The following is a 21,774-nucleotide window of genomic DNA, read 5'->3' on the forward strand; positions in this document are numbered from 1 at the left end:
TTCAATAAGTTTTTGTCAATAAGTTTTTTATATTTTTTAAAAATCTTTTTAAACGTTTACTATACTGAAACGATTGATGTTGTCTTTATTTAAGACTTTTATAAGTTTATCATTTCTTTTATATTTTGTCAAGAACTTTTTTATAATTCCTTAACATTTAATCTTTTTAAATATTTGATTGTTCGTCTTCTTCTTAAGAAGACTTTTTCTATTCTAACATCACTTATATACGATGTCAATACAATTTTTAAAAAATCTGAGGAAAAGTTCGCCTTTTCCTCAGATTTTTTCATTATTTTCTTAATAAAGAAATATTTAATTCTAGTAATTGTTCTAAATCTACCGTCGATGGTGCTTGTGTCATTGGATCTGCTGCATTCGCAGTTTTAGGGAATGCAATTGTATCACGTAAATTATCACGACCAGCTAATAACATAACAAATCTATCTAATCCTAATGCACATCCTCCGTGAGGGGGTACACCATATTCAAATGCATCTAATAAAAATCCAAATTGTTCTTGAGCTTGTTCTTGTGTGAATCCTAATGCTTTAAACATAGAAGATTGGACTTCTTTATCATAGATACGGATACTTCCTCCACCTAACTCATAACCATTAAGTACTATATCATAAGCTTGTGCATATGCTTTTTCTGGTGCAGTTTCTAATAATTCTACATCTTCTACTTTTGGCATAGTGAATGGGTGGTGTGCTGCGCTGTAACGCCCTTTTTCTTCATCGTACTCTAATAACGGCCAATTTACTACCCATAAATAATTATATTTATCTTTGTCGATTAAATCTAAATCAGCTGCTAATTTTTGACGTAATGCGCCTAATGAAGCATAACATACTTTCTTAGTGTCTGCTGCAAATAAGATAATATCTCCAACTTCTGCATCTACACGAGCTACTAATTCTTGAGCCACTTCATCTGTAAAGAATTTAGCAATCGCACCACTTAATCCTTCTTCAGTTACTTTAACCCAGGCTAATCCTTTAGCTCCATAGTTTGCAACATATTTACCTAAAGCATCAATATCTTTACGAGAATATTGCTCTGCACAACCTTTAGCTACTATACATTTTACAGCTCCACCTTGTTCTACTGCATTAGAGAACACTTTAAAGTCTAAGTTCTTAACAAGATCACTAACATCTTTTAATTCCATTCCAAAACGAGTGTCAGGTTTATCACTACCAAATCTTTCCATTGCTTCTTCATAGTCAAGTCTTGGGAATGGTAATACTACATCAATTCCTTTTACTTCTTTCATAACATGTGCAATTAAACCTTCTATCATAGTAAGAATTTCTTCTTGTGACATAAAGCTCATTTCCATATCTATTTGTGTAAAGTCTGGTTGTCTGTCTGCACGTAAGTCTTCATCACGGAAACAACGAGCTACCTGATAGTATCTATCAAATCCCGCAACCATTAATAATTGTTTGAATAATTGTGGTGATTGTGGTAATGCATAGAATTCACCTGGGTGAACCCTACTTGGTACTAAGTAATCACGTGCTCCTTCTGGTGTTGATTTTGTTAAAATAGGTGTTTCTACATCAACAAACATATTGTTATCTAGGTAATCTCTAGTTGCTTTAGTAATTTTTGAACGTAAGTGTAACACCTCTGCAAGTTCTGTTCTTCTTAAATCTAAGTAACGATATTTTAAACGTAATTCTTCACTTGATAAACTCGCATCATCTAAAACAAATGGTAATGTTTTTGCTTTAGATAAAATTTCTAATTTATCAGCAATAACTTCTACCTTACCTGAAGCAATTTTCTCATTTACTGTAGCTTCATTTCTTAATACTACTTCACCTTCAATAGAAACTACGAATTCATTTCTTAAAGTTCCAGCAACTTCATGTAATTCTGCATTCTTGTCTCCAGAAAATACACATTGAACCACGCCCATTCTATCTCTTACATCAATAAAGATTAAATTACCAAGGTCACGACGTTTACTAACCCAACCTTTTAATGTAACTCTCTTTCCTACATATTTTTCATCTATACGTCCTGCGTATTCTGTTCTACCGTATGCACTCATTATTTTTCTCCTCTCAATTTTTGTTGTAAATAATCAACTATAATATCTAAATTAATAGTTTCTTGCTCAAATGATTTCATATCTTTTATAACAAGTGTTCCACTTTCAAGCTCACTTTGACCAATTATTATAGAATATTTGGCATTATATCTATCTGCCATTTTCATCTGCGCTTTCATCTTTTTATCAAAATAGTCGTTTTGAACGCTGTATCCAGCTAGTCTTAAATCATTAGTAAGTTTAACTCCTGCATTAGAAGCCTCTTCTCCCATAGAAACTACAAAAACATCTATTGCTTCATCTATAGGTAATTCAGTATTTTCACTCTCTAATGCTAATAATAGTCTTTCGATGCTTAATGCAAAACCAATTCCTTTTTTATCTTCAGGTCCATCCAACAGTCTAATTAAACCGTTGTAACGTCCTCCTCCACAAAGTGTTTTTAATTCCACTTCTGGATTATCTATCATTATTTCAAATGCTGTATGCGTATAATAGTCTAAACCACGAACTAAGTTATGATCTATCACATATTTAACACCTAATGCATCCAAGTGTTCTAAAACTTCTGAGAAATATTGTTTAGACTCTTCTCCTAAGTAGTCTAATAGTTTTGGTGCAGATTTAATAAGCTCGTGTCCTGCATCTACTTTACAATCCAGTATTCTCATAGGATTTTTATAAAGACGATTATTACAGTCTTCACAAAACTCATTAATTCTAGGTTCAAAATGCTTAACTAACGCTTCATTATACGCTTGTCTTTCTTCTGGATTCCCTAGTGAATTAATGCTCACCTTAATATTTTCAATACCAAACATTTTATAAATATTATAGGCTAAGCTAATTACTTCAGCATCGATTTTTGGACTTTCTTCTCCTATTACCTCAACGCCGTATTGTACAAACTGACGATAACGTCCTTTTTGCTTTCTTTCATATCTAAACATAGGACCAACATAATAAAGTTTTTGAGGTTGTATAGTATTAGCGAATAATTTGTTTTCAATATACGAACGAACTGTTCCAGCTGTCCCTTCTGGTCGCAACGTTAGAGATCTATTACCTTTATCCATAAATGTGTACATCTCTTTTTGAACTATATCTGTAGTATCTCCTACACCTCTGCTAAATAGTTCTGTTGATTCAAACATTGGCGTTCTTATTTCTTCATAACAAAAGTTTCTACTAATTTCTCTTAGTTTCTCTTCAACATACTGCCATTTTTTACTCTCTTCAGGTAGTATATCCTGTGTCCCTCTTGGCATAGTTATTACCATAGTTTTCTCCTTTCGATTCTTAACTTTAATCATTCCAACACAAATTAAAAACGTCCCATATAGATTTACTATATGGGACGATTACAAAATTTCGTGGTGCCACCCTAATTCATATCGGAATTTCGATACCTTATTTTCTAAATTATTAAATTTTACAAAAAGTGTTCCTTACCTTAATCATTAATATTTAATCTTTCAGCCTCAGGATTAAACTCTCTTTATATTAAAACATAAAGTAAAATTCTTTTTACTAATTTTGTCACGCTTCTTTTAAATATATTATACCAATCTCTTTTTATTGTCAAGAAATTATTATATTTTTTAAATTTTATTTTCATTATTTTATTTAAACCTTACGTAATCTAATAAGATTATTTTTCTAGACAATTCAACATTAATAGTCACATTTTTTTACACTATAATATATATAATTTCAGCTTACAACTTCGTAATTTATGTATTTTATTTAATTACTTATTATTTAATTCACTTGATTTTTTTTCCTTAACATTATACAATAAATTATAGATAAAGACATTAAAGAAAGGAGTATATACCTTTATGAAAAAAATAATCTCTATTTTAATGCCTATATTAGCGATTTTTTTCTTAGTGGGCGGTACATATTACTACCTAAATGCAGGAAATAAAAATTTTAAAGAAGAACATTCAAAATATATATCATTAATAAATGACTCGCATGATTTCAATTCTGGATTAAAAGGTCTTGAATCATTAACTACAGAAAAAGCAAAAGAAACATTAAGAAATATAGATACTGAAGTATCGATTGCTAGCGAATTAGTTAAAACACATAACGCACTTAATAAAGCCGATATCGAAAGTGCTCATGATTCTTTAAAGAAAGCTAAAAAACTTGATACTAATCGCACTTTTTCTAAAGCAACATCTTATTTAGATGAGCAATTAGAAGATTATGACAATGCTCTTACTGAAATTTTGGAATTAGATATAACTTTAGCAAATTACGCTGATAAAGTGAAAACTATTCTATCAAGATATCATTTCAAATACACTGCTTTAAAAGAAAAACTTCTAAATTCTGAGGTTTCAGAATTAGAACAAGACCACAAAACTAATATTACAAAAAAAGAAGAAGCTAAAAAAGAATTAGCCAGCAAGGAAGATAAAAAAGAAAAATCTTCAGAAAATAAATCTAATACCGCAGCTAAACACAATTCAACAGATAATAAAAAGTCATCTACTATACCTAATACACAAAATCATCCTCAAATAGTTGGACAACAAGTACCTGAAACATATAACACAATTCGTTATACACAAGAAGGAAGCACTAGTAGAAGCATAATTGAAAATGAATTAAAAGGTGATATTTCAAACTTCACGAATGAAGAAATTAACGCTGCAATCGAAAGTTATAACGCAAAAAATCAAGGATAGACAAAACTATCCTTGATTTTTCTATTTTTCAACAGCAATAACTTCGATTTCTATATTTCCACCTAATGGCAAAGCTGCAACTTGGAAAGCAGATCTCGCTGGAAGAACATCATTAAATTGTTCTGAATAAACTTTATTAACCTCTGCAAAATCATTAATATCCTTAAGTAACACTAATGATTTAACTACGTGATTCATCGAACTACCAGATTCTTCTAAAACTGCTTCGATATTTTTAAATACTTGCTTCGCTTCCTCAATAACTCCACCTTCAACAATTTTTCCAGTTTCTGGATTGATACCTAATTGTCCAGAACAAAAAATAAAATTCCCCACTTTATTTGCCTGAACATATGGTCCAACTGCTTTTGGTGCTTTCGATGTATTTACCTCTATAATTTTCATTTTATAAATCTCCTTTAAATATATTTTATATAAATTAATCAGCTAATGCTTGCTCTAAATCCTCAATTAAATCTTCAATATCCTCCACACCACAAGAAAATCTTAGTAATGTTTGCGTAACTCCTTGAGCTAATCTTTCCTCTTCACTCATACAAGCATGAGACATAGTTGCTGGATGAGAAATAATAGATTCTACTCCTCCTAAGCTTATTGCATAAATTGGAATCTTTATTTTTTTTAAGAATTCTTTCAAATCAGTTTGCTCAAAAAATTCAAATGAAAAAACCGCTCCTCCCGAACTAGCTTGCTGTGTATGAATGTCATAAAACTTACAACTTGTTAAATTAGGATAATAAACTTTTTTAATTTTAACATGTTGTTCTAAATATTTAGTTAAAACTATGGCATTCTCTACAGACTTTTCCATACGCAATCCCATAGTTTTCATACCCCTTAAAATTAGCCATGCATCTTCTACCCCTAAAATACCACCAAAATTCTTCTGTAATAAACATATTTCAGAAGCAATTTCCTCATTATTCGTAACTGCACACCCCGCCGTAACATCACTATGCCCATTTACAAACTTAGTCAAACTCTCTACTACTATGTCACAACCCAAATCTAATGGTTTTTGATATAATGCGGTCATAAAAGTATTATCAGCTACAGTTTTTATTTTATATTTTTTCGCTAATTTGACAATTTCTTTAATATCAGAAACTTTTAATAAAGGATTAGATGGCGTTTCTATATAAATCATAGTTGTATTTTCTTTTATAGAATCTTCTAACTCTTCTAGATTCTGATAATTTACAAAACTAACATCTATTCCATATTTTTTCAAAATTTTAGAACTAAACTGGAACGTTCCCCCATAAACATCTTTAGGCAAAATGATATGCTCCCCACTATTTAAAATCATTAAAACTGTAGTAATAGCAGACATCCCCGATGCAAATGCAAATCCGAATTTTGCTTTATGTAAATTAGCCACAGCTGCTTCTAATGCTAATATCGTAGGATTTCCAAAACGACTATATGAATACTTTCCACAGTCTTTATAACCTTCTTTTTGATCAAATGTCGTAACTTGATATTTCGGAATTGATGCAGCACCCGTATAACCATCAATTACTGGATAACCATGTAGTAGATTACTATTTATTCCCTTCATTAAAGTTCTCCTCCTTTTTTTATATTTTTTTTAACTTTCAATTTTATTATAATTTATAATAAAAATTATTTCAATATAAATCGTATTCGTTTTCAAAACTTTAAATTAATTATATAAAATATACTTACCAACAAAAAAACAAAACAAGCTATAACTAGATAGAAATCTAATTATAGCTTGTTATCCTTCTATATTAAAGAACAACTACGTTAGCTGCTTGTGGTCCACGAGCACCATCTTCAACTGAAAATTCAACTTTATCGCCTTCTTTTAAAGTTTTAAAACCATCTTTTTTGATGCTTGAGAAGTGTACAAAGATATCTTTCTCTCCTGCAACCTCGATAAATCCGAATCCTTTTTCCTCGTTAAACCATTTTACTGTACCTTGTTTCATAAGTTACAATCTCCTTTTTATTTTATATTTTATTATCAATAATCAATCGTATTCTTGCCGTTAAAGATAATAAATAAAATAAATGTGATATTGTGTTATTCACTTAAAAAACTTAGAACCTGTATTACAATTTTTACTATATGTTTTATTGACTCTCATTAGTATACTTCATTTTTCTAAAATATGCAAACAATAAGACTCTTAAAAATAAAAAAGCCTCTCGGCCTTTTTATTAAAACTCTTCTTCTTCAGCTGAAATATTGAATTTAGAAACTATACCATCATTATCGAAGTCGTAAACATCTTCACTTTCTTCCATGTCTTCGTCTTCTATAAGATCATCAACTGCATCATGAATGTCATCTTGATCTTCATCTCCAAGTTCATCCATATCTTCTTCGTCAATTTCGAATTTTTGAACACTTGGTTCAACGAAATTCTTAATATCTTCAACAAATAAGCTATCTCTTAACTTCCAACTTCCATCTTCAACACAAACAAAACGTCCATCTAAGTTTAAATCAGTATAAAAGTATGCAGCTTGCGCTGTAAATTCTTCCTCATCAACATTTCTTAATGGTTTAATATAATCTAGGAAATCATAAATATTTAATTTTTCAATTCCTTCTTCTACCATATATGCAAAACATAAATCTATTAGTGACATTTCCTTAATTTTTTCTGCGCTTAATTCCTTTAATTTTACCATTTATATTAGATTCCCTTCTTTTTTTATTTATTACATTTTTTCAGGAGCTGATACCCCGATTAAGTCTAGAGCATTTCTTAAAGTTATTTTAACAGCTGTAATTAATGCTAAGTAACTTTGAGTTTGTTCTTTATTTTCAGTTATTACTTTATTATTATTATAAAATTTGTGGAATGAACTTGCAAGACTTTGTAAATAATTACAAATTCTATGTGGTTCATAATTTTTAGCAGCCTGAGCTACAATTTCTGGATAATAAGCTAAGTTTTTCAGTAAATCTACTGAGTACTCATCTGTTAACAGCTCATAATCACAGTTATTTATATCATATTCAGATTGTTCTGCAGCTTGACGTAAGATTGAACAAATTCTAGCGTGTGCGTATTGAACATAGTATAATGGATTGTCACTTGACTGTTCTTTTGCTACAGCAAAATCAAAGTCTAAATGGCTATCTGCACTTCTCATTACTAGGAAGTAACGAGCAGCATCAGCTCCTACTTCATCTATTAAATCACGAAGTGTAATTGCTTTACCTGTTCTCTTACTCATTTTTACAACTTCTCCATTATTTAGAAGTTGTACCATTTGCATAATTAAAGCTTCTAATTGCTCCGCCTTGTATCCCATCGCAACAACACTTGCTTTTAATCTTGCAACATATCCGTGGTGATCTGCACCAAGAACATCTAGTAATAAATCAAATCCACGATCCAATTTATTTTTGTGGTAAGCTATATCACTAGTTAAGTATGTTAGTGAACCATCTGCCTTAATTAATACACGGTCTTTATCATCACCAGTCCCTAAAGCTGTTGTTTCTAACCATAAAGCTCCATCTTTTTCATAAACAAACCCTTGTTCTCTTAAAGATTCTAAAGCTTTATCTACAAGACCATTTTCATATAAAGATTTTTCACTAAAGAACACATCGTACTCTAGTCCAAAATCTCCTAAGTCTTTTTTAATATTTTCCATTTCATACGCTACTGCATACTCACGAATAAACTCATTTAAGTCTTCTCTTTCTAATAATGATTCACCAAATTCATCCTTTAGTTTTTGACCTAGAACTTTAATATCTTCACCGTGGTATGCATCATCCGGCATTTCAACATCCATACCTAGTGCTTGTTTATAACGAACGATCGCAGAAATTACAAGATTATTAATTTGATTACCAGCATCATTGATATAGTATTCACGAGATAAATCATATCCTGATTTTTTCATTATTCTTGCTAATGAATCAGAATATGCAGCATTTCTAGCATGCCCTACGTGTAATGTTCCAGTTGGGTTAGCTGATACATACTCTAAAAGAACCTTTTTACCTTGTCCAATGTTGTTTTCACCGTATTTAAAATCATCTTCTAAGATTTTTCCAACAACACTTCCAAGACTTGATTTTTTAACAAAGAAGTTAATGAATCCTGGACCAGCAATCTCAACTTTCTCTACCGCTTCATCAGAATCTATATTTTCAATTATTTCCTCGGCAATTACTCTAGGATTTTTACGTAAAACTCTAGTTAATTGCATCGCTACATTTGAAGAAAAATCTCCATTATCTGTATTTTTTGGAGTTTCAACATGAATATCAACTCCATCAATTTCTAATTTGGCTAAAGAATTTTTTAATAATTCTACTATCTTATTTTTCACCAAAAATTCCTCCTAATTAACTACTAAATATTTTTCACTAGTATTTTCAATTTATTTTGTTGTTTATCCTCATTCCCAAAAAATATATTATATACTATCTCAAATAAAGTAAAATTATTTTTTGACATCTTACCTATTTTAACAAGCTGTGTTTCCAATTTCATCTGACCATATTGTGTGCTATAATCATTACTCGTTTTTGTGTATGATAAATATATTTTTGAATCGTCTTTTTCTATACTAACACTTTCTTTTATTTTGTCAATAAAAATTTCTATTTTTTTATTATTTTTATCTTTATAAATTAATTTCTCGCTATCTAATTGGCTAATGTATGTGCCAATATATAATTCTTCATGAATTTTTTCTGCATCGACATAAGTTGTTATCTTAATTTTACTATCCATTTATACTCTCTAATTCCTCTTCAATTTCTAACCATGACTCATTTAATTCCTCTAGTTCAGCAGTCAATTGTTGTAGCTTTCCATTGAATTCTTGAGTTTTTATCATATCAGTATAGACTTCTTCTTTTGCAAGTTCACCGTTAACTACTTGAATATCTTCTTCTATAATCTCAATCTTATTCATCAACTCATCTCGAGTACGTTCTAGTTTTCTGATACGTCGTTTTTCTTCCTTATCTAATATATAATTATTAGCTTCTTTTTCTACAACTACATCTTTAGCTCTATTACTTAGTTGTTGAGCTATTCTCTCTTGCTCTCTTTTTTCTAAATAATAATCATAATTACCTAAGTAAATATTATGACCATTATCTGTAATATCTAATACTTTATTAGCAATCTTATTAATAAAATATCTATCGTGACTGACAAAAAGTATTGTCCCTTCATAGTTTTTCAGCGCTTCTTCTAATACCTGTTTGCTTGTGATATCAAGGTGGTTAGTCGGCTCATCTAATATAAGTAGATTATTTTTTTCAAGCATAAGCTTCGCTAGCTGTAACCTTGCTTTCTCTCCACCTGAAAGATCTCTTACAATTTTTAGAACATCATCACCTCTAAATAAAAATCTTCCAAGTACAGTTCTTACTTCCGCTTCTTTCATAAGCGGATATTCATCCCAGAGTTCATTTAAAATAGTTTTTGAAGATTCGAATTCTGCTTGTTTCTGATCATAGTATCCTAACGATAGCTTACTACCATATTGAATTGACCCAGAAATTTCCTTATGTCTCTTCGCTATCGTTTTTATTAAAGTAGACTTACCTATACCATTCCTTCCAACAATTGCTATTCTATCTCCTTTATAAACCGCAAAATTATAATTTTGACCTATCTTAGTTCCATTATAACCTACTTGTAAATCACTGATAGTTAGAACATCACGTCCACTTTGCTCTTTAATTAAAAACTCTATACCAGCAGCCTTATCATCTTTTTTGGGATTATCAATAAGTTCCATTTTATCTAGTACCTTCTGACGACTCTTAGCCATCTTACTTGTCGAAGCTCTTGCTATGTTCTTTTGAACAAATTCTTCTAATTTCTTTATATCTTTTTGTTGACTCGTATATTCTTTTAATTGTTTTTCATAATCTTCTTCATATTGTACTAAAAACTTAGAATAATTACCTACATACTTTTTAAGTTTTCCAAATTCTAAATTATAGACAACATTTACTACCTTATCCAAAAAGTATCTATCGTGACTTACTATTACTATTGCACCATTATATGATGATAAGTAATTTTCCAACCACGCTACATTTTCCATATCAAGATGGTTAGTCGGTTCATCCAAAACTAATAAATCTGGCTCACTTAGCAATAGTTTTGCCATAGATAATCTTGTCTTTTCTCCACCTGAGAACGTACTTATTTTCTTATCAAAAACTTCTTTTGAAAAATCTAATCCGTATAACACACTCTCTATCTTACTCTTGTAATGATAATCTTTATGTGTTAAAACTTCATTTTGTAGTCTATCAAACTTATTAAGTAATGTTGAGTCATTCTCAATATTTTCTGGAGTCAGCTCAAAAGACAGTTTTTCTAATTCAGCTTCCAAAGTAATTATCTCATCAAAGCAAGTAATCATCTCTTCATAAATCGATAAATCTTCCCTTACAATAAACTCTTGTGAAAGATATCCAATAGTTGTATTTTTTGAAACAGTTCTCTCTCCGCTATCAAAACTAATATCACCAGAAATAATTTTTAAAAGAGTACTTTTCCCTGCTCCATTTCTTCCTACTATAGCAACACGATCTTTATCATTAATTTCTAATTTAACATTCGAAAATATTTCATTAACCACAAAATTTTTTGTTACATTGTTTAATTGAATTAACATTTCTTCTCCTTTCTCAATAATATTTTACCTAATTCTTATAAAAATCCTACTTATTTCATATATAACTGAAATATTATATCACATTTAAAATTTTTTCGCTAATAATTAAAGTTTCTACAACATATAATCTTAACCAGAATTTACTTTGGGAATTTATAATAATCTTAACCGTCACATAATCGATAAACGTTCTCAATTATAACCTTACTTGGAAATGGTTAATGTTATAATCTAGAATATAGAATTTATAATAATTTATTTATTTGATATATATTTTAACTTATTATTTTTTTAATAGAATCACTATTTAAAATAAAAGAATATTTTTTTACGATATAATAATAAAATATCTCTTTAATAATTTAATTTTCATGATATTAAATATATATTATTGTTACCTTTTTATATAAATGTTATAATACAAATGAATAAATAATTTATTATAGGGAGGTTTTCTTAATGAAACCAAAAAAAATATTGTCAGTCCTTATGGCTACTGGATTAGCTTTTACTGCCGTTGGTTGTAGCAGTTCATCTAATTCGTCATCACAAAATTCAAATCAACCTGCAGACTATGTGGCAGGGGTATCACTTGATAAACCAATAAAAGTTGATAAAGAAGCAGGCACAGTAACTGTTCTTACAAAAATCAACGGTAAATACTTTGATGAAGCTACAAGACACAACTCTGTAGAACAAAGTGGTACAAATGGTGCAAAATCTATTTTTACAGCATTTGCTAAACCCGATGAATTCTACAATGCTCTAATTGAAATTGGTGCAAAACCTGGAAACAATATGAATCCAAATAACGCAACAACTACTCACGTTGAAGGAACGCCAATCAAAGCTGAAATAACATGGAATGGTGCAAATAAAAAGTATGATATTAATGAAGTAGTAAAAGATAGTAACGGTAAGCAAATAGATTTCCGCTTTGGAGGCAACTTAGAACGTGCTATCGACAAGAATACAGGGTGCTTATCTTGTTTAGATAGTTGTCCAGTAGGAATCATCTCTAATACTACTTATACTTATGGTGCTGTTGAAACTCGTAAAGAGGTTAAATTCACTGGTAATGAAGATGTTCTACCAGAAGACGGAACATATGCAGCAGTGATTTACAGCATTAAAAAGTAGTAGTTATTAATTAAGGAGAGATTTAATGAATCGATTACGACTTTTATTTTATTTTACAAGTGTTGGTATAGCAGTTGGTTACTTCTTCGCTTTCCTTCTGTTCTTCTTTACACAATTCGAAATGTTAGCCGATCAAAGTCTTGTGATTTTTGTTTGGACTGTTTATGGGATAATGACAGGTTTATATTTCAAACGTATTAATCGCAAGTACACATTCTTTATAATTGAAGCGATAATACTTTTAATGGCTATTTTTTCAGGAAAAACAAAAACACTATTATACATAGCACGTGAAGTATTACACGCCAGTTCACTAAACCAAGTTAAAATTCCATTTATTATTGCTGTTGTAGTTGTTAATTTAATAAATCTGTATATTATTTTAACACTATCTAAATACCAAAAAGTTTATACTAAAGAAGAACTTAAAGTATTAAAACAAAAAGAGGTAAAACTTAGTGATTTAAGAGAAGTTAATCCTGAGGAAGAGAAAAAATTAAAAGCACAACGTAAAAAAGTTAGATATATTACACTCATTTCTTTTGCAATCTTCTTTGCAGTTTATTTCACAGTACCTAGTTTTAAAACTGGTATTAACACAGCATTCGCCACTTTATCTCAATTTGATACAAACGCTGTAATCGAATATCTTCGTGGTTGGGGTACATGGGCTGCTGTTGTTTCTGGAGTTCTAATGGTTCTTCAATCAATCGCTGCGCCTATTCCTGCATTCTTAATTACATTATCTAATGCCGCAATTTTTGGTTGGGTCATTGGAGCTATTCTTTCTTGGTCAACAGCAATGATTGGAGCCGCAGTATGTTTTTATATCGCACGTGGCTTAGGTCGTGATGTAGTAGAAAAACTTACAAGTAAGGGAGCGATGGCTAGTATCGATGTATTCTTTGAAAGATACGGAGATAAAGCTATTCTTATCTGTAGATTATTGCCATTCGTATCATTCGATTTCGTTAGTTATGCTGCCGGTTTAACAAACATGAATTTCTGGAGATTTTTCATAGCTACTGGAGTTGGACAATTACCCGCAACAATCGTTTACTCTTACGTAGGTGGTACATTGTCTGGAGGAGTTAGAAATATGTTCATCGGGTTAATGTGTCTATTCGCACTATCTATTGTCATAGGTATTATGAAAAAAATCTATAATGATAAACACAAAAAAGAAGAAGAACTTACTGCTTCTTCTAACAATTAAACAAAGACAACTAGAGATGCTACTTTGCTCCTCTAGTTGTCTTTCTTTCTATATTCTAAACTGTTATTCCCTTTTGATCCAATCGATTCATAAAGAAAAATTTCTCTACACCAATTTCTACATCTTCATCTATATTCAATCTATAATCAATATAGACATCTATTCCATCCACTACATATTTTGAAAATAATTTTTCATCAAATTTATCAGCCATCGAAACCACGACAGCTCTATCTACTCTCCCCCCTCAACAAAACTGTTGAAATAAAGATATCAATACATGATTCTTATTTTTGTCTTTTAATAATTTTTTTGCTTTTTCATTTATTATAATTGTCATTTTTTCTCCTATCTACTCTATTGCTTTAAGAGCTTCTACCATGTTTACTTTTTTTAATTTTTTGTGCATTACTACCATTACAACTATAGTAATCAAAACTGTTATTCCCGATGCCAATAAATATACTACTAATGGCACTTTACTACTAAACATCATATCTCTTCCCGCAAGTTCTAATATTATTTTTAAATACATTTTATAACCTAGGTAACTGCCTAAAATAATACCCACCCCAGTTAAATAAAAAATCTCTCTAAACACATAAATAGTTACTTCGCTTGGATAAAATCCGAGTACTTTTATCGTTGATAATTCTCTAATACGCTCAGATACATTAACATTTATTAAATTATACAATACTACGAGCGCTAATGTAACTGAACAAATAACCATAACTGCCACTATAATATCTATTCCTTTAATAAAATTATCAAGAATTTCTTGTATTTTAGAATTATCACTTATATTCACTATATCGCTATTATCATTTAAGCTACTCACTACACTTTCTACGGTTTCCTTACCGCCTGTAGTTTGTATTAAGAATGTATTCTCCTTATATTGCTTTTTAAATACTGATTCATAATAGTCTTTATTAATATATATTGTATGACCAAAGTAGTTTTTATTAATTTCTCCAACGGTAAATATATATTCCTTATTGTTTACAATTACATTGAAATTATCCCCTATTTTTAACTTATGAAGATAAGCAAGCTTTTCACTAACTATAGCAGAATTCGAAGTAATATTAATATCTTTTGTATTACTATCTTTTAGCTTAATATAGTTTTTATAATCATCTTTATCCACTGTTATCAATTGTGCAGAGTCTAGAATCTCATTATTACTCTCAAAAGTTGCAAGTTGCATATTAATTTTTGTGATATTATTAACACTATTATTATTTTTCAACTTGTTTTGCAGCTTTTCTATACTCTCGTCATCAATATAAGGATTATAAGTAGCTGCTATATCAACTTTATTAATCACCTTGAATTGCTCATTAGAAATATCTATAACCCCATAACGAATACCAAATCCAATAAACATAAGAGCTAAACATCCCACAACTCCAAAGATTGTCATTAACATTCTAATTTTATATCGAAAAATATTTCTAAACGTTACTTTTCTTAAAAAGCTAAGCCGCGACCAAATGAATGGTATCCTTTCTAAAAAAATTCTACTGCCACTCTTAGGTGCTTTAGGTCTCAATAAGTACGCACTCTTTTCTTTTAAGTTTTTTCTTAACGGTATATAGATTGCTAGACTAATACATCCTAATGAAATAATAAATGCGGCAATAATTATACCCGGTGTATACACAATCTCCGGTGAATTAAATGTAAAAAATCTTGCATAAGAATTATATACTATAGGCACAATAACTAAATATGCTCCAATTACACCTAATATTGTACCTATTAAAGTTGAAAATATACCATAGACATAGTATTTTTTAGAAATTTGATAATTACTATAACCTAGCGATTTAAGTGTTCCTATATTTATTCTATTTTCATCAATCATTCTAGTCAGAGTTGTTAATGAAACTAAAATAGAGACAACAAATAAAAATATTGAAAAAACATTTGCCACAAAAGTTAAACTACCTGCTGAATCTATAAATTGAGCATAATTTTTTAGACCTCTAATATTTTCCACTGAAAATCTAGGATAACTTTCTTCATTTAGACTCGCTTTACCAACATTCAATTTCTTTTTATTATCATCAATCTCTTTTTGTGATTTATTTAGTTTCTCTATTTGCTCATTATAATTTCTAATATCTACATTTTTTAATAACTCAATCTGTGATTTAATATCATTTAATTGAGATTGGGCATCATTTATTATTTTCTCATTCTCATTTAATTTACTATAATTTTTTTCTAAATATTTTTTAGCATCAACTTCTCGCTGAATTTTTAATTTTTCAATAAGAGCATCCCTTGTTTTATTAATCTCAGTTATATATTCTTTATCACTATACTTATAATTAATATTTTTTAATTTTATATTTATCCCGCTGATATTGTCAAATTTAAAAACATCTCTATTCACATATCCGAAATAATCTTTATTCGCAGGATTATTGTTAGATACTTCTATGTGATCTGCACCTTGAACATAACCAACTACTTTAAATTTAGTGTGTTTTAAAGTATTAGTATCATTTTTATCTAAGATAAAGGTGATTTCATCTCCTATTTTATATCTATCTTTAAGCGACTCTACTATAGCTACTTCTTCCTCACTTTTAGGTAAGCCACCCTCAATAACTTTAGGTATTGCTAATTTTTCAGGTAAAGATTCGACATTCACAAATTCATTGCTATTAGCTATTTGTAGTTTTTTTGTAAAATAACTTTCACTAATATCTATATTATCTAGACTATTAATAATTTTCATATCATCTTGATTAACACCAAAATTATGACTTACCCTTAAATCATACATCTTATGACGTTTCAAATGATTATTATATGTATTTATCATTGCCGGAGAGGTCTCTTTTAAACCTACAAAGATAAAAACTCCTAGAAACATTATTATTAGTATTGATGTGAATTTTGATTTTGTTTTTAAAATTTCCCTTAATATATCTTTATTAATTGCTTTCATAAATTCTACCACTCTATCTCGCCAATACTTTTTGGACTAGAATTTTGTATTACTTTTTTCACCTTAGCATCATAAACTTCAATTACCTTATCTGCAGCTTCAGCTATTGAACTATTGTGAGTAATAATAATTACAGTTTTCTTTTCATCAACACTATATCTCTTCAACATACTTAGTATATTTTTACCTGTCCTATAATCCAAAGCGCCTGTTGGTTCATCACAAAGTAATAGTTTAGGATTTTTAGCTATTGCCCTTGCTATAGCAACGCGTTGTTGTTCTCCCCCTGATATTTGTGAGGGGAAATTATCCATCCTATTTTCTAACCCAACCAATTTTAAAATCTCAGATGCTTTTTTGGGCTGTTTAACTATTTGTCCTGCCAATTCAACATTTTCTAAAACTGTCAAATTTGGGATCAAATTATAGAATTGAAATACAAAACCTATGTCTTCTCTTCTATATTTTGTAAGTTTCTCTTCATTTAAGCCTACTATTTCTTTTCCAAAGACATTAATAGATCCCTCACTTGCATTATCCATTCCACCTATTATATTAAGTAGTGTACTTTTCCCTGCACCACTTGGCCCTAAAATTACAACAAATTCACCCTCACTAATCTCAAAACTAATATTATCATTTGCTATAACCTTACTACTATTTTCACCATATACTTTAGAAACATTTTTAACAATTATTTTCTGCATAATATTTCTCCTTTATCCTATACTTTAATTATAGCACATATTAGTTTCTCATTTAATATAAATGATTTCTTAAATAAAAAAACAAAACAAATCTCTTTACAGTAGAAATAATAAATATTATAATATCGTAGATTAGTAATTTTAACTAAAATTTTAATACATATTAGAGAGGAGATTCTATGTTAACCATATACGAATACCCAACATGTTCAACATGCAGAAAAGCCAAAAAACTACTAACTGAAAATAAAATAGAAGCTACATACTTCAATGTTAAAGAAAACACACCCTCAATCGAAGACTTACAACATATTATAGAAAAGTTCGAGTTACCATTAAAAAAGTTATTTAACACAAGTGGTCTAGTATATAAAGAACTTGGCTTAAAAGACAAACTTGCCACACTAACGTTGGAAGAAGCATTAAAACTTCTTCACGAAAATGGAATGTTGATTAAACGTCCACTAGCATTTGATTTTGAAAATGATATTCTTTTACTAGGTTTTAAAGAAGAAGTTTGGGAAAAAGCTCTTTTCTAACAAAAAATATTAAGAAATCTATTGATATTTATTAAAAATAATGTTATAATCAAAAAGATGTGAAAACATTAAATTACGATGTTCCTCTGTTAATCAAGCATTAATAATGAACATTTTGTAAAAAAAGGAGAAAGAATAATGAGCAAAATCATTGAAGCGATCACTAAATCGCAATTAAGATCAGACATTCCTGAATTTAAAGCTGGGGATACAGTAAGAGTACACGTTCGTATCGTTGAAGGTGGACGTGAGCGTATCCAACAATTCGAAGGAGTAGTTATCAAACGTCGTGGTGGAGGAATCTCTGCTACTTATACTGTACGTAAAATTTCAAACGGTGTTGGTGTTGAAAGAACATTCCCTGTTCACACTCCAAAAGTTGAAAGAATTGAAGTTGTACGTAAAGGTAGAGTTAGACGTGCTAAATTATACTACCTACGTAACTTACGTGGTAAAGCTGCTCGTATTAGAGAAGTACGTTAATAAGAAGAAGCTTACAAGCCCTATTACATCAGTAACAGGGCTTTCTTTTTTTACGCTTTGACCATGTTTTGACCATGTTTATTAGAAATTTTAACATAACCCAATCTCATATCAGTTGGTTTCTAATGCCATTTCAATGCCATTTTAAAATTTATATTATTTAGCGAAATAAGTAATTCAATACAATTCGTAAAATTCATAAAAAGTATCTCTAGAGACTAACCGATTTTGAAAAAAAGTAGATTTCGAATGAAATCTACTTTTCTTATTTAATATTCTATTAAGCAGTTGCTCCACTTGTTGCATCAGCTGCTGGTGCCGCCGCTGCTGGTGCAGGTGCTGCTCCATGTCCAGCATCTGAAGCTCCACTTGTTGCGTCAGCTGCTGGTGCAGGTGCTGCTGCATATCCGTGACCTACTGGAACTCCATTTTTAACTAATGATTGACCAGTTTGTTTTAGATACCAGTCAACGATTGGTTTAAAGTCTAAGATGTACTCGTTGATACCAGCATATTTACCATTTTTATCGTACATTGCTTGGTAGTTGTGCACTACATATTTATCTGGTCCGTGAGTTGGAACGTGTGTACGGAATACATCTATTTGTCCTGAACGTAGTAAACCTACTAGCCAGTTAACACTCTTATAAACTCTCTCAGGGTGAACTTTAGCTAATGAACATCCAACTTGTACTGGACGACGTTTTGCAAGCATTTCGTAATCTTCTTTGTGGTAGTTGTAGTATAAGAATTGGTTGTTACTATCAGCATAAGTTAATTCCATCGGCATAGAATTTAAGAAATAGTTAAGTTGATCTACTGTTAAGATACCACGATCAAGTTTAACATATGTATCTCCAGATACAGCATTAACTTTCTCAGCTGCTTTTTCATACCAATCATCAGCATCTCCATCAACACCTTGGATTGTTGTATCGATTACACCACTAGCAGTTAAATCTTCTGGCGGTGTTGGTTTTCTTTCCGCTAATGATTGAGCTACATTAGCAAATTTAACGAATTTAGTTAAGCACATACGTAAGTATCCAACTGTACGATCATCTACTAAGTTACCTTCAGCATCGAAAGCTTCTTTAGCTTTTCCTAAAAGGAACTCGTGACCTGGGAATACAATCGCATTTACACCTGGTGCATCTAAGACTTGACGTAAGTGTAATTGAGCACGTGATGATCCTTGATCATAGTATGAAGCCCCAAGAACCATTACTGGTTTGTTTTCAAGTGGGTGTAATTCGAATGATAACCACTCTAATGCACTCTTAAGAGATGCTGTAATTGTGTGGTTGTGCTCAGGTGTAGCAATGATAACACCATCAGCTTGTAAAATTTTACGATTCATTACTAATAAATCTTTGTTTTCTCTTGAATGATCCTCATCTTGGTTAAACATTGGTAAGTTAGTAATGTCTAATAATTCTAAAGTGAATAAATCTTTATATTCTTTTGCTATAAATTCCATTAATTTGCGGTTATAAGAAACTTCCGCGTTTGAACCTACGATTCCTACTAATTTCATGTGTCTACACTCCTATCCTATTTTAAATCTTCCCAAGAGAAGTTTTCAATTTCTTTTTCAGCTAATTTATGAGCATTAATTAATTTCTCAGTAATTTTAATGAATAATAAGAAATCAGCAAATAAACTATCTAATTTAGCAACTGTTTCTGGATTAGAAATATCTCCAGCTTCGTCGAAAGCTTGTAGAGAATGTCCTAATAAGAACTCAGAACTTGGCATAACGCGTGCTTTAACTTCTGGTGAATCCAAAATTTGACGAAGGTGAGCTTGAGCACGAGATGATCCAAGAGTTCCGTATGAAGCTCCTGTTAACATTACTGGTTTATCAAGTAATGGGTGAATTCCATAAGATAACCAAGCGATTGCACTCATTAATGATGCAGGAACAGCGTGGTCATACTCAGGTGAACTGATGATAACCCCATCTGCTGCTTCAATTTTAGCTGCTATTTCTTTAACTCCTTCAGGTAATTCTTTATTAGCTGGTTTGTTGAATAAAGGAAGATCTTTAATTTCAACTAATTCGATGTCAGCTTTACCTGCAAAATGTTTTTGAATATATTGTAAAAGTTGGCGGTTTGTAGATTTTTTAGAGTTTGTACCAACTAGACCAATTAATTTTACCATGTTTTTGTTTCCTCTCTCTTTTTTTGTACTATCTACTTTATTTGTATTTAGATTTTCTTGTCTTGTTTTTTTAACATTTTTTTTGTTTTTTGCTTCAGCCACTTTAATAGAGCCTCCTTAAATTAAAAGTATTTTCAGTATTCTTCAAGATAGTTTTATCTAACATATTATTCTATCTAGCACCCCGCTTGTATAATAAACTTTACCTTCGGTTGTCACTACAACAGCCTCTATATCTGGCAAGCTATTAACTTCATCCAAAATATCTTCGACACTCTTACCAAATAGTCTTGTCGTCCAAATCTCTCCATCCACTGAGGCTGTTGAAATTATAGATAAGCCGGCTACATTGGTTTCGACAGGATACCCTGTTTCAGGATTTAATATATGATGGTAAGTTTTTCCATTTTCTGTGTGTTTACGTTCATAAATTCCAGAAGTAACAACAGATTGATTTTTTATACCTATAGTAAATAAATGATTCCCTCGAGATTCAACTGGATTTTGTATACCTATGCGCCACATTAAGTCTGGATTGTGCTTAGCATCTCCAAACGCTAATACGTTTCCTCCTAGGTTAATAAGTCCAGAATCAACCCCTCTTTTTTTCATATACTCTATCATAAGATCAGCAATATATCCCTTTGCTAAGGCACCTAAATTAATAGCCATACCTTTTTTCGCAAGAAAGACAGATTGCTTTTCTTCATCTAATAATATTTGATTCGGATCAGTTATTTCTAATAAGTCATCAATCTCTTGTTTTGTTGGAACTTTTACATCATTAAAGCCTATTCTCCATGTTTGTACAATTGGTCCAATAGCTATATTTAAAAAACTATTTGGTGCACAACTATGAAGTTTTCCTATCTTTATTAAATCAAATAAATCCGGATGAACTTCTACAGCTTTAATTCCAGCATTATGGTTAACTACCATAAGTTCAGAACTGTCATCGTTCGCGCTAAATCTATGCTCATACATCTTTAACATTTCTACAGCATCATCAAGGATACTTTCAGCATCAATGCTATTGAAAATAAGAATATCTATATGAGAACCCATTAATTTTAAGGTCTTTCTTCTTAATTCCATTTTTTTACACCTTACAATAAAAAA

Annotated in this window: 20 protein-coding genes; 5 read left to right on the plus strand and 15 right to left on the minus strand. The window is 30.4% G+C overall.

Features of this window, described 5'->3' with window-relative positions:
• Nucleotides 1-292: 292 nt before the first annotated feature.
• Nucleotides 293-2,065, minus strand: a complete 1,773-nt coding sequence (aspS, locus tag RWL85_RS03700) for an aspartate--tRNA ligase (protein WP_314085126.1) — start codon at nucleotides 2,063-2,065, stop codon at nucleotides 293-295.
• On the minus strand, nucleotides 2,065-3,345 hold the full coding sequence (hisS, locus tag RWL85_RS03705) for a histidine--tRNA ligase (protein ID WP_314085128.1): 1,281 nt from the start codon (nucleotides 3,343-3,345) through the stop codon (nucleotides 2,065-2,067). Before hisS ends, aspS begins: the two co-directional genes overlap by 1 nt.
• A gap of 561 nt (nucleotides 3,346-3,906) precedes the next feature.
• Here hisS and RWL85_RS03710 point away from each other — a divergent pair.
• Complete coding sequence (locus tag RWL85_RS03710; RefSeq protein WP_314085130.1) at nucleotides 3,907-4,767, plus strand: hypothetical protein; 861 nt, start codon at nucleotides 3,907-3,909, stop codon at nucleotides 4,765-4,767.
• A gap of 21 nt (nucleotides 4,768-4,788) precedes the next feature.
• On the opposite strand, the gene RWL85_RS03715 is transcribed toward RWL85_RS03710, so the two are convergent.
• From RWL85_RS03715 to abc-f, 7 genes are all read right to left on the minus strand, one after another.
• A complete protein-coding gene (locus RWL85_RS03715) occupies nucleotides 4,789-5,172 on the minus strand; it encodes a RidA family protein (RefSeq protein ID WP_314085132.1) in 384 nt (127 codons plus the stop codon).
• A gap of 34 nt (nucleotides 5,173-5,206) precedes the next feature.
• Nucleotides 5,207-6,349, minus strand: coding sequence for a PLP-dependent aspartate aminotransferase family protein (locus RWL85_RS03720; protein WP_314085133.1), 1,143 nt, complete (start codon nucleotides 6,347-6,349; stop codon nucleotides 5,207-5,209).
• A 193-nt stretch (nucleotides 6,350-6,542) separates the two neighbouring features.
• The gene (locus tag RWL85_RS03725; protein WP_314085135.1) at nucleotides 6,543-6,743 is read right to left on the minus strand and encodes a cold-shock protein; all 201 of its coding nucleotides are present in this window, start codon (nucleotides 6,741-6,743) and stop codon (nucleotides 6,543-6,545) included.
• Nucleotides 6,744-6,975: 232 nt separating this feature from the next.
• A complete protein-coding gene (gene rpoE, locus RWL85_RS03730; RefSeq protein ID WP_314085137.1) occupies nucleotides 6,976-7,452 on the minus strand; it encodes a DNA-directed RNA polymerase subunit delta in 477 nt (158 codons plus the stop codon).
• Between the two features lie 30 nt (nucleotides 7,453-7,482).
• The gene (gene argS, locus RWL85_RS03735) at nucleotides 7,483-9,117 is read right to left on the minus strand and encodes an arginine--tRNA ligase (protein ID WP_314085139.1); all 1,635 of its coding nucleotides are present in this window, start codon (nucleotides 9,115-9,117) and stop codon (nucleotides 7,483-7,485) included.
• 23 nt (nucleotides 9,118-9,140) lie between these two features.
• On the minus strand, nucleotides 9,141-9,524 hold the full coding sequence (locus tag RWL85_RS03740) for a hypothetical protein (protein WP_314085141.1): 384 nt from the start codon (nucleotides 9,522-9,524) through the stop codon (nucleotides 9,141-9,143).
• Nucleotides 9,517-11,436, minus strand: coding sequence for a ribosomal protection-like ABC-F family protein (abc-f, locus tag RWL85_RS03745; protein WP_314085143.1), 1,920 nt, complete (start codon nucleotides 11,434-11,436; stop codon nucleotides 9,517-9,519). Before abc-f ends, RWL85_RS03740 begins: the two co-directional genes overlap by 8 nt.
• Before the next feature lie 459 nt (nucleotides 11,437-11,895).
• Between abc-f and RWL85_RS03750 the strand changes: the two genes are divergently transcribed.
• Together RWL85_RS03750 and RWL85_RS03755 are read left to right on the plus strand one after the other, a co-directional pair.
• Nucleotides 11,896-12,576 (plus strand): YdjY domain-containing protein, encoded by a 681-nt coding sequence (locus tag RWL85_RS03750; RefSeq protein ID WP_314085145.1) that lies wholly within the window; start codon nucleotides 11,896-11,898, stop codon nucleotides 12,574-12,576.
• A 25-nt stretch (nucleotides 12,577-12,601) separates the two neighbouring features.
• Nucleotides 12,602-13,792 (plus strand): TVP38/TMEM64 family protein, encoded by a 1,191-nt coding sequence (locus tag RWL85_RS03755; RefSeq protein WP_314085147.1) that lies wholly within the window; start codon nucleotides 12,602-12,604, stop codon nucleotides 13,790-13,792.
• Nucleotides 13,793-13,847: 55 nt separating this feature from the next.
• On the opposite strand, the gene RWL85_RS03760 is transcribed toward RWL85_RS03755, so the two are convergent.
• From RWL85_RS03760 to RWL85_RS03770, 3 genes are all read right to left on the minus strand, one after another.
• Nucleotides 13,848-14,006 carry a hypothetical protein gene (locus tag RWL85_RS03760; protein WP_314085149.1) on the minus strand — a complete coding sequence of 53 codons (159 nt, stop codon included), beginning with the start codon at nucleotides 14,004-14,006 and terminating at the stop codon, nucleotides 13,848-13,850.
• A gap of 138 nt (nucleotides 14,007-14,144) precedes the next feature.
• The gene (locus tag RWL85_RS03765; RefSeq protein WP_314085151.1) at nucleotides 14,145-16,760 is read right to left on the minus strand and encodes an FtsX-like permease family protein; all 2,616 of its coding nucleotides are present in this window, start codon (nucleotides 16,758-16,760) and stop codon (nucleotides 14,145-14,147) included.
• 5 nt (nucleotides 16,761-16,765) lie between these two features.
• Nucleotides 16,766-17,467 carry an ABC transporter ATP-binding protein gene (locus tag RWL85_RS03770; RefSeq protein WP_314085153.1) on the minus strand — a complete coding sequence of 234 codons (702 nt, stop codon included), beginning with the start codon at nucleotides 17,465-17,467 and terminating at the stop codon, nucleotides 16,766-16,768.
• A 179-nt stretch (nucleotides 17,468-17,646) separates the two neighbouring features.
• On the opposite strand from RWL85_RS03770, the gene RWL85_RS03775 reads away from it, so the two are divergent.
• Both RWL85_RS03775 and rplS read left to right on the plus strand, forming a co-directional pair.
• Nucleotides 17,647-18,006 carry an arsenate reductase family protein gene (locus RWL85_RS03775; protein ID WP_314085155.1) on the plus strand — a complete coding sequence of 120 codons (360 nt, stop codon included), beginning with the start codon at nucleotides 17,647-17,649 and terminating at the stop codon, nucleotides 18,004-18,006.
• Nucleotides 18,007-18,144: 138 nt separating this feature from the next.
• Complete coding sequence (gene rplS, locus RWL85_RS03780; RefSeq protein WP_314085157.1) at nucleotides 18,145-18,489, plus strand: 50S ribosomal protein L19; 345 nt, start codon at nucleotides 18,145-18,147, stop codon at nucleotides 18,487-18,489.
• A 280-nt stretch (nucleotides 18,490-18,769) separates the two neighbouring features.
• Here the strand turns inward: rplS and RWL85_RS03785 are convergent, their stop codons facing one another.
• Genes RWL85_RS03785 through RWL85_RS03795 form a run of 3 tightly spaced genes read right to left on the minus strand, consistent with a single transcriptional unit; the run spans nucleotide 18,770 to nucleotide 21,750 of the window.
• Nucleotides 18,770-20,026 carry an NAD(P)H-dependent oxidoreductase gene (locus tag RWL85_RS03785; protein WP_314085159.1) on the minus strand — a complete coding sequence of 419 codons (1,257 nt, stop codon included), beginning with the start codon at nucleotides 20,024-20,026 and terminating at the stop codon, nucleotides 18,770-18,772.
• Between the two features lie 17 nt (nucleotides 20,027-20,043).
• Nucleotides 20,044-20,757: an NADPH-dependent FMN reductase gene (locus RWL85_RS03790; RefSeq protein ID WP_399533533.1), complete on the minus strand. Its 714-nt coding sequence runs from the start codon at nucleotides 20,755-20,757 to the stop codon at nucleotides 20,044-20,046.
• A 57-nt stretch (nucleotides 20,758-20,814) separates the two neighbouring features.
• Nucleotides 20,815-21,750: an FAD:protein FMN transferase gene (locus tag RWL85_RS03795; RefSeq protein ID WP_314085161.1), complete on the minus strand. Its 936-nt coding sequence runs from the start codon at nucleotides 21,748-21,750 to the stop codon at nucleotides 20,815-20,817.
• Between the last annotated feature and the right edge of the window lie 24 nt (nucleotides 21,751-21,774).

The organism is uncultured Gemella sp. (assembly GCF_963515875.1).
Classification (GTDB): Bacteria; Bacillota; Bacilli; order Staphylococcales; family Gemellaceae; genus Gemella.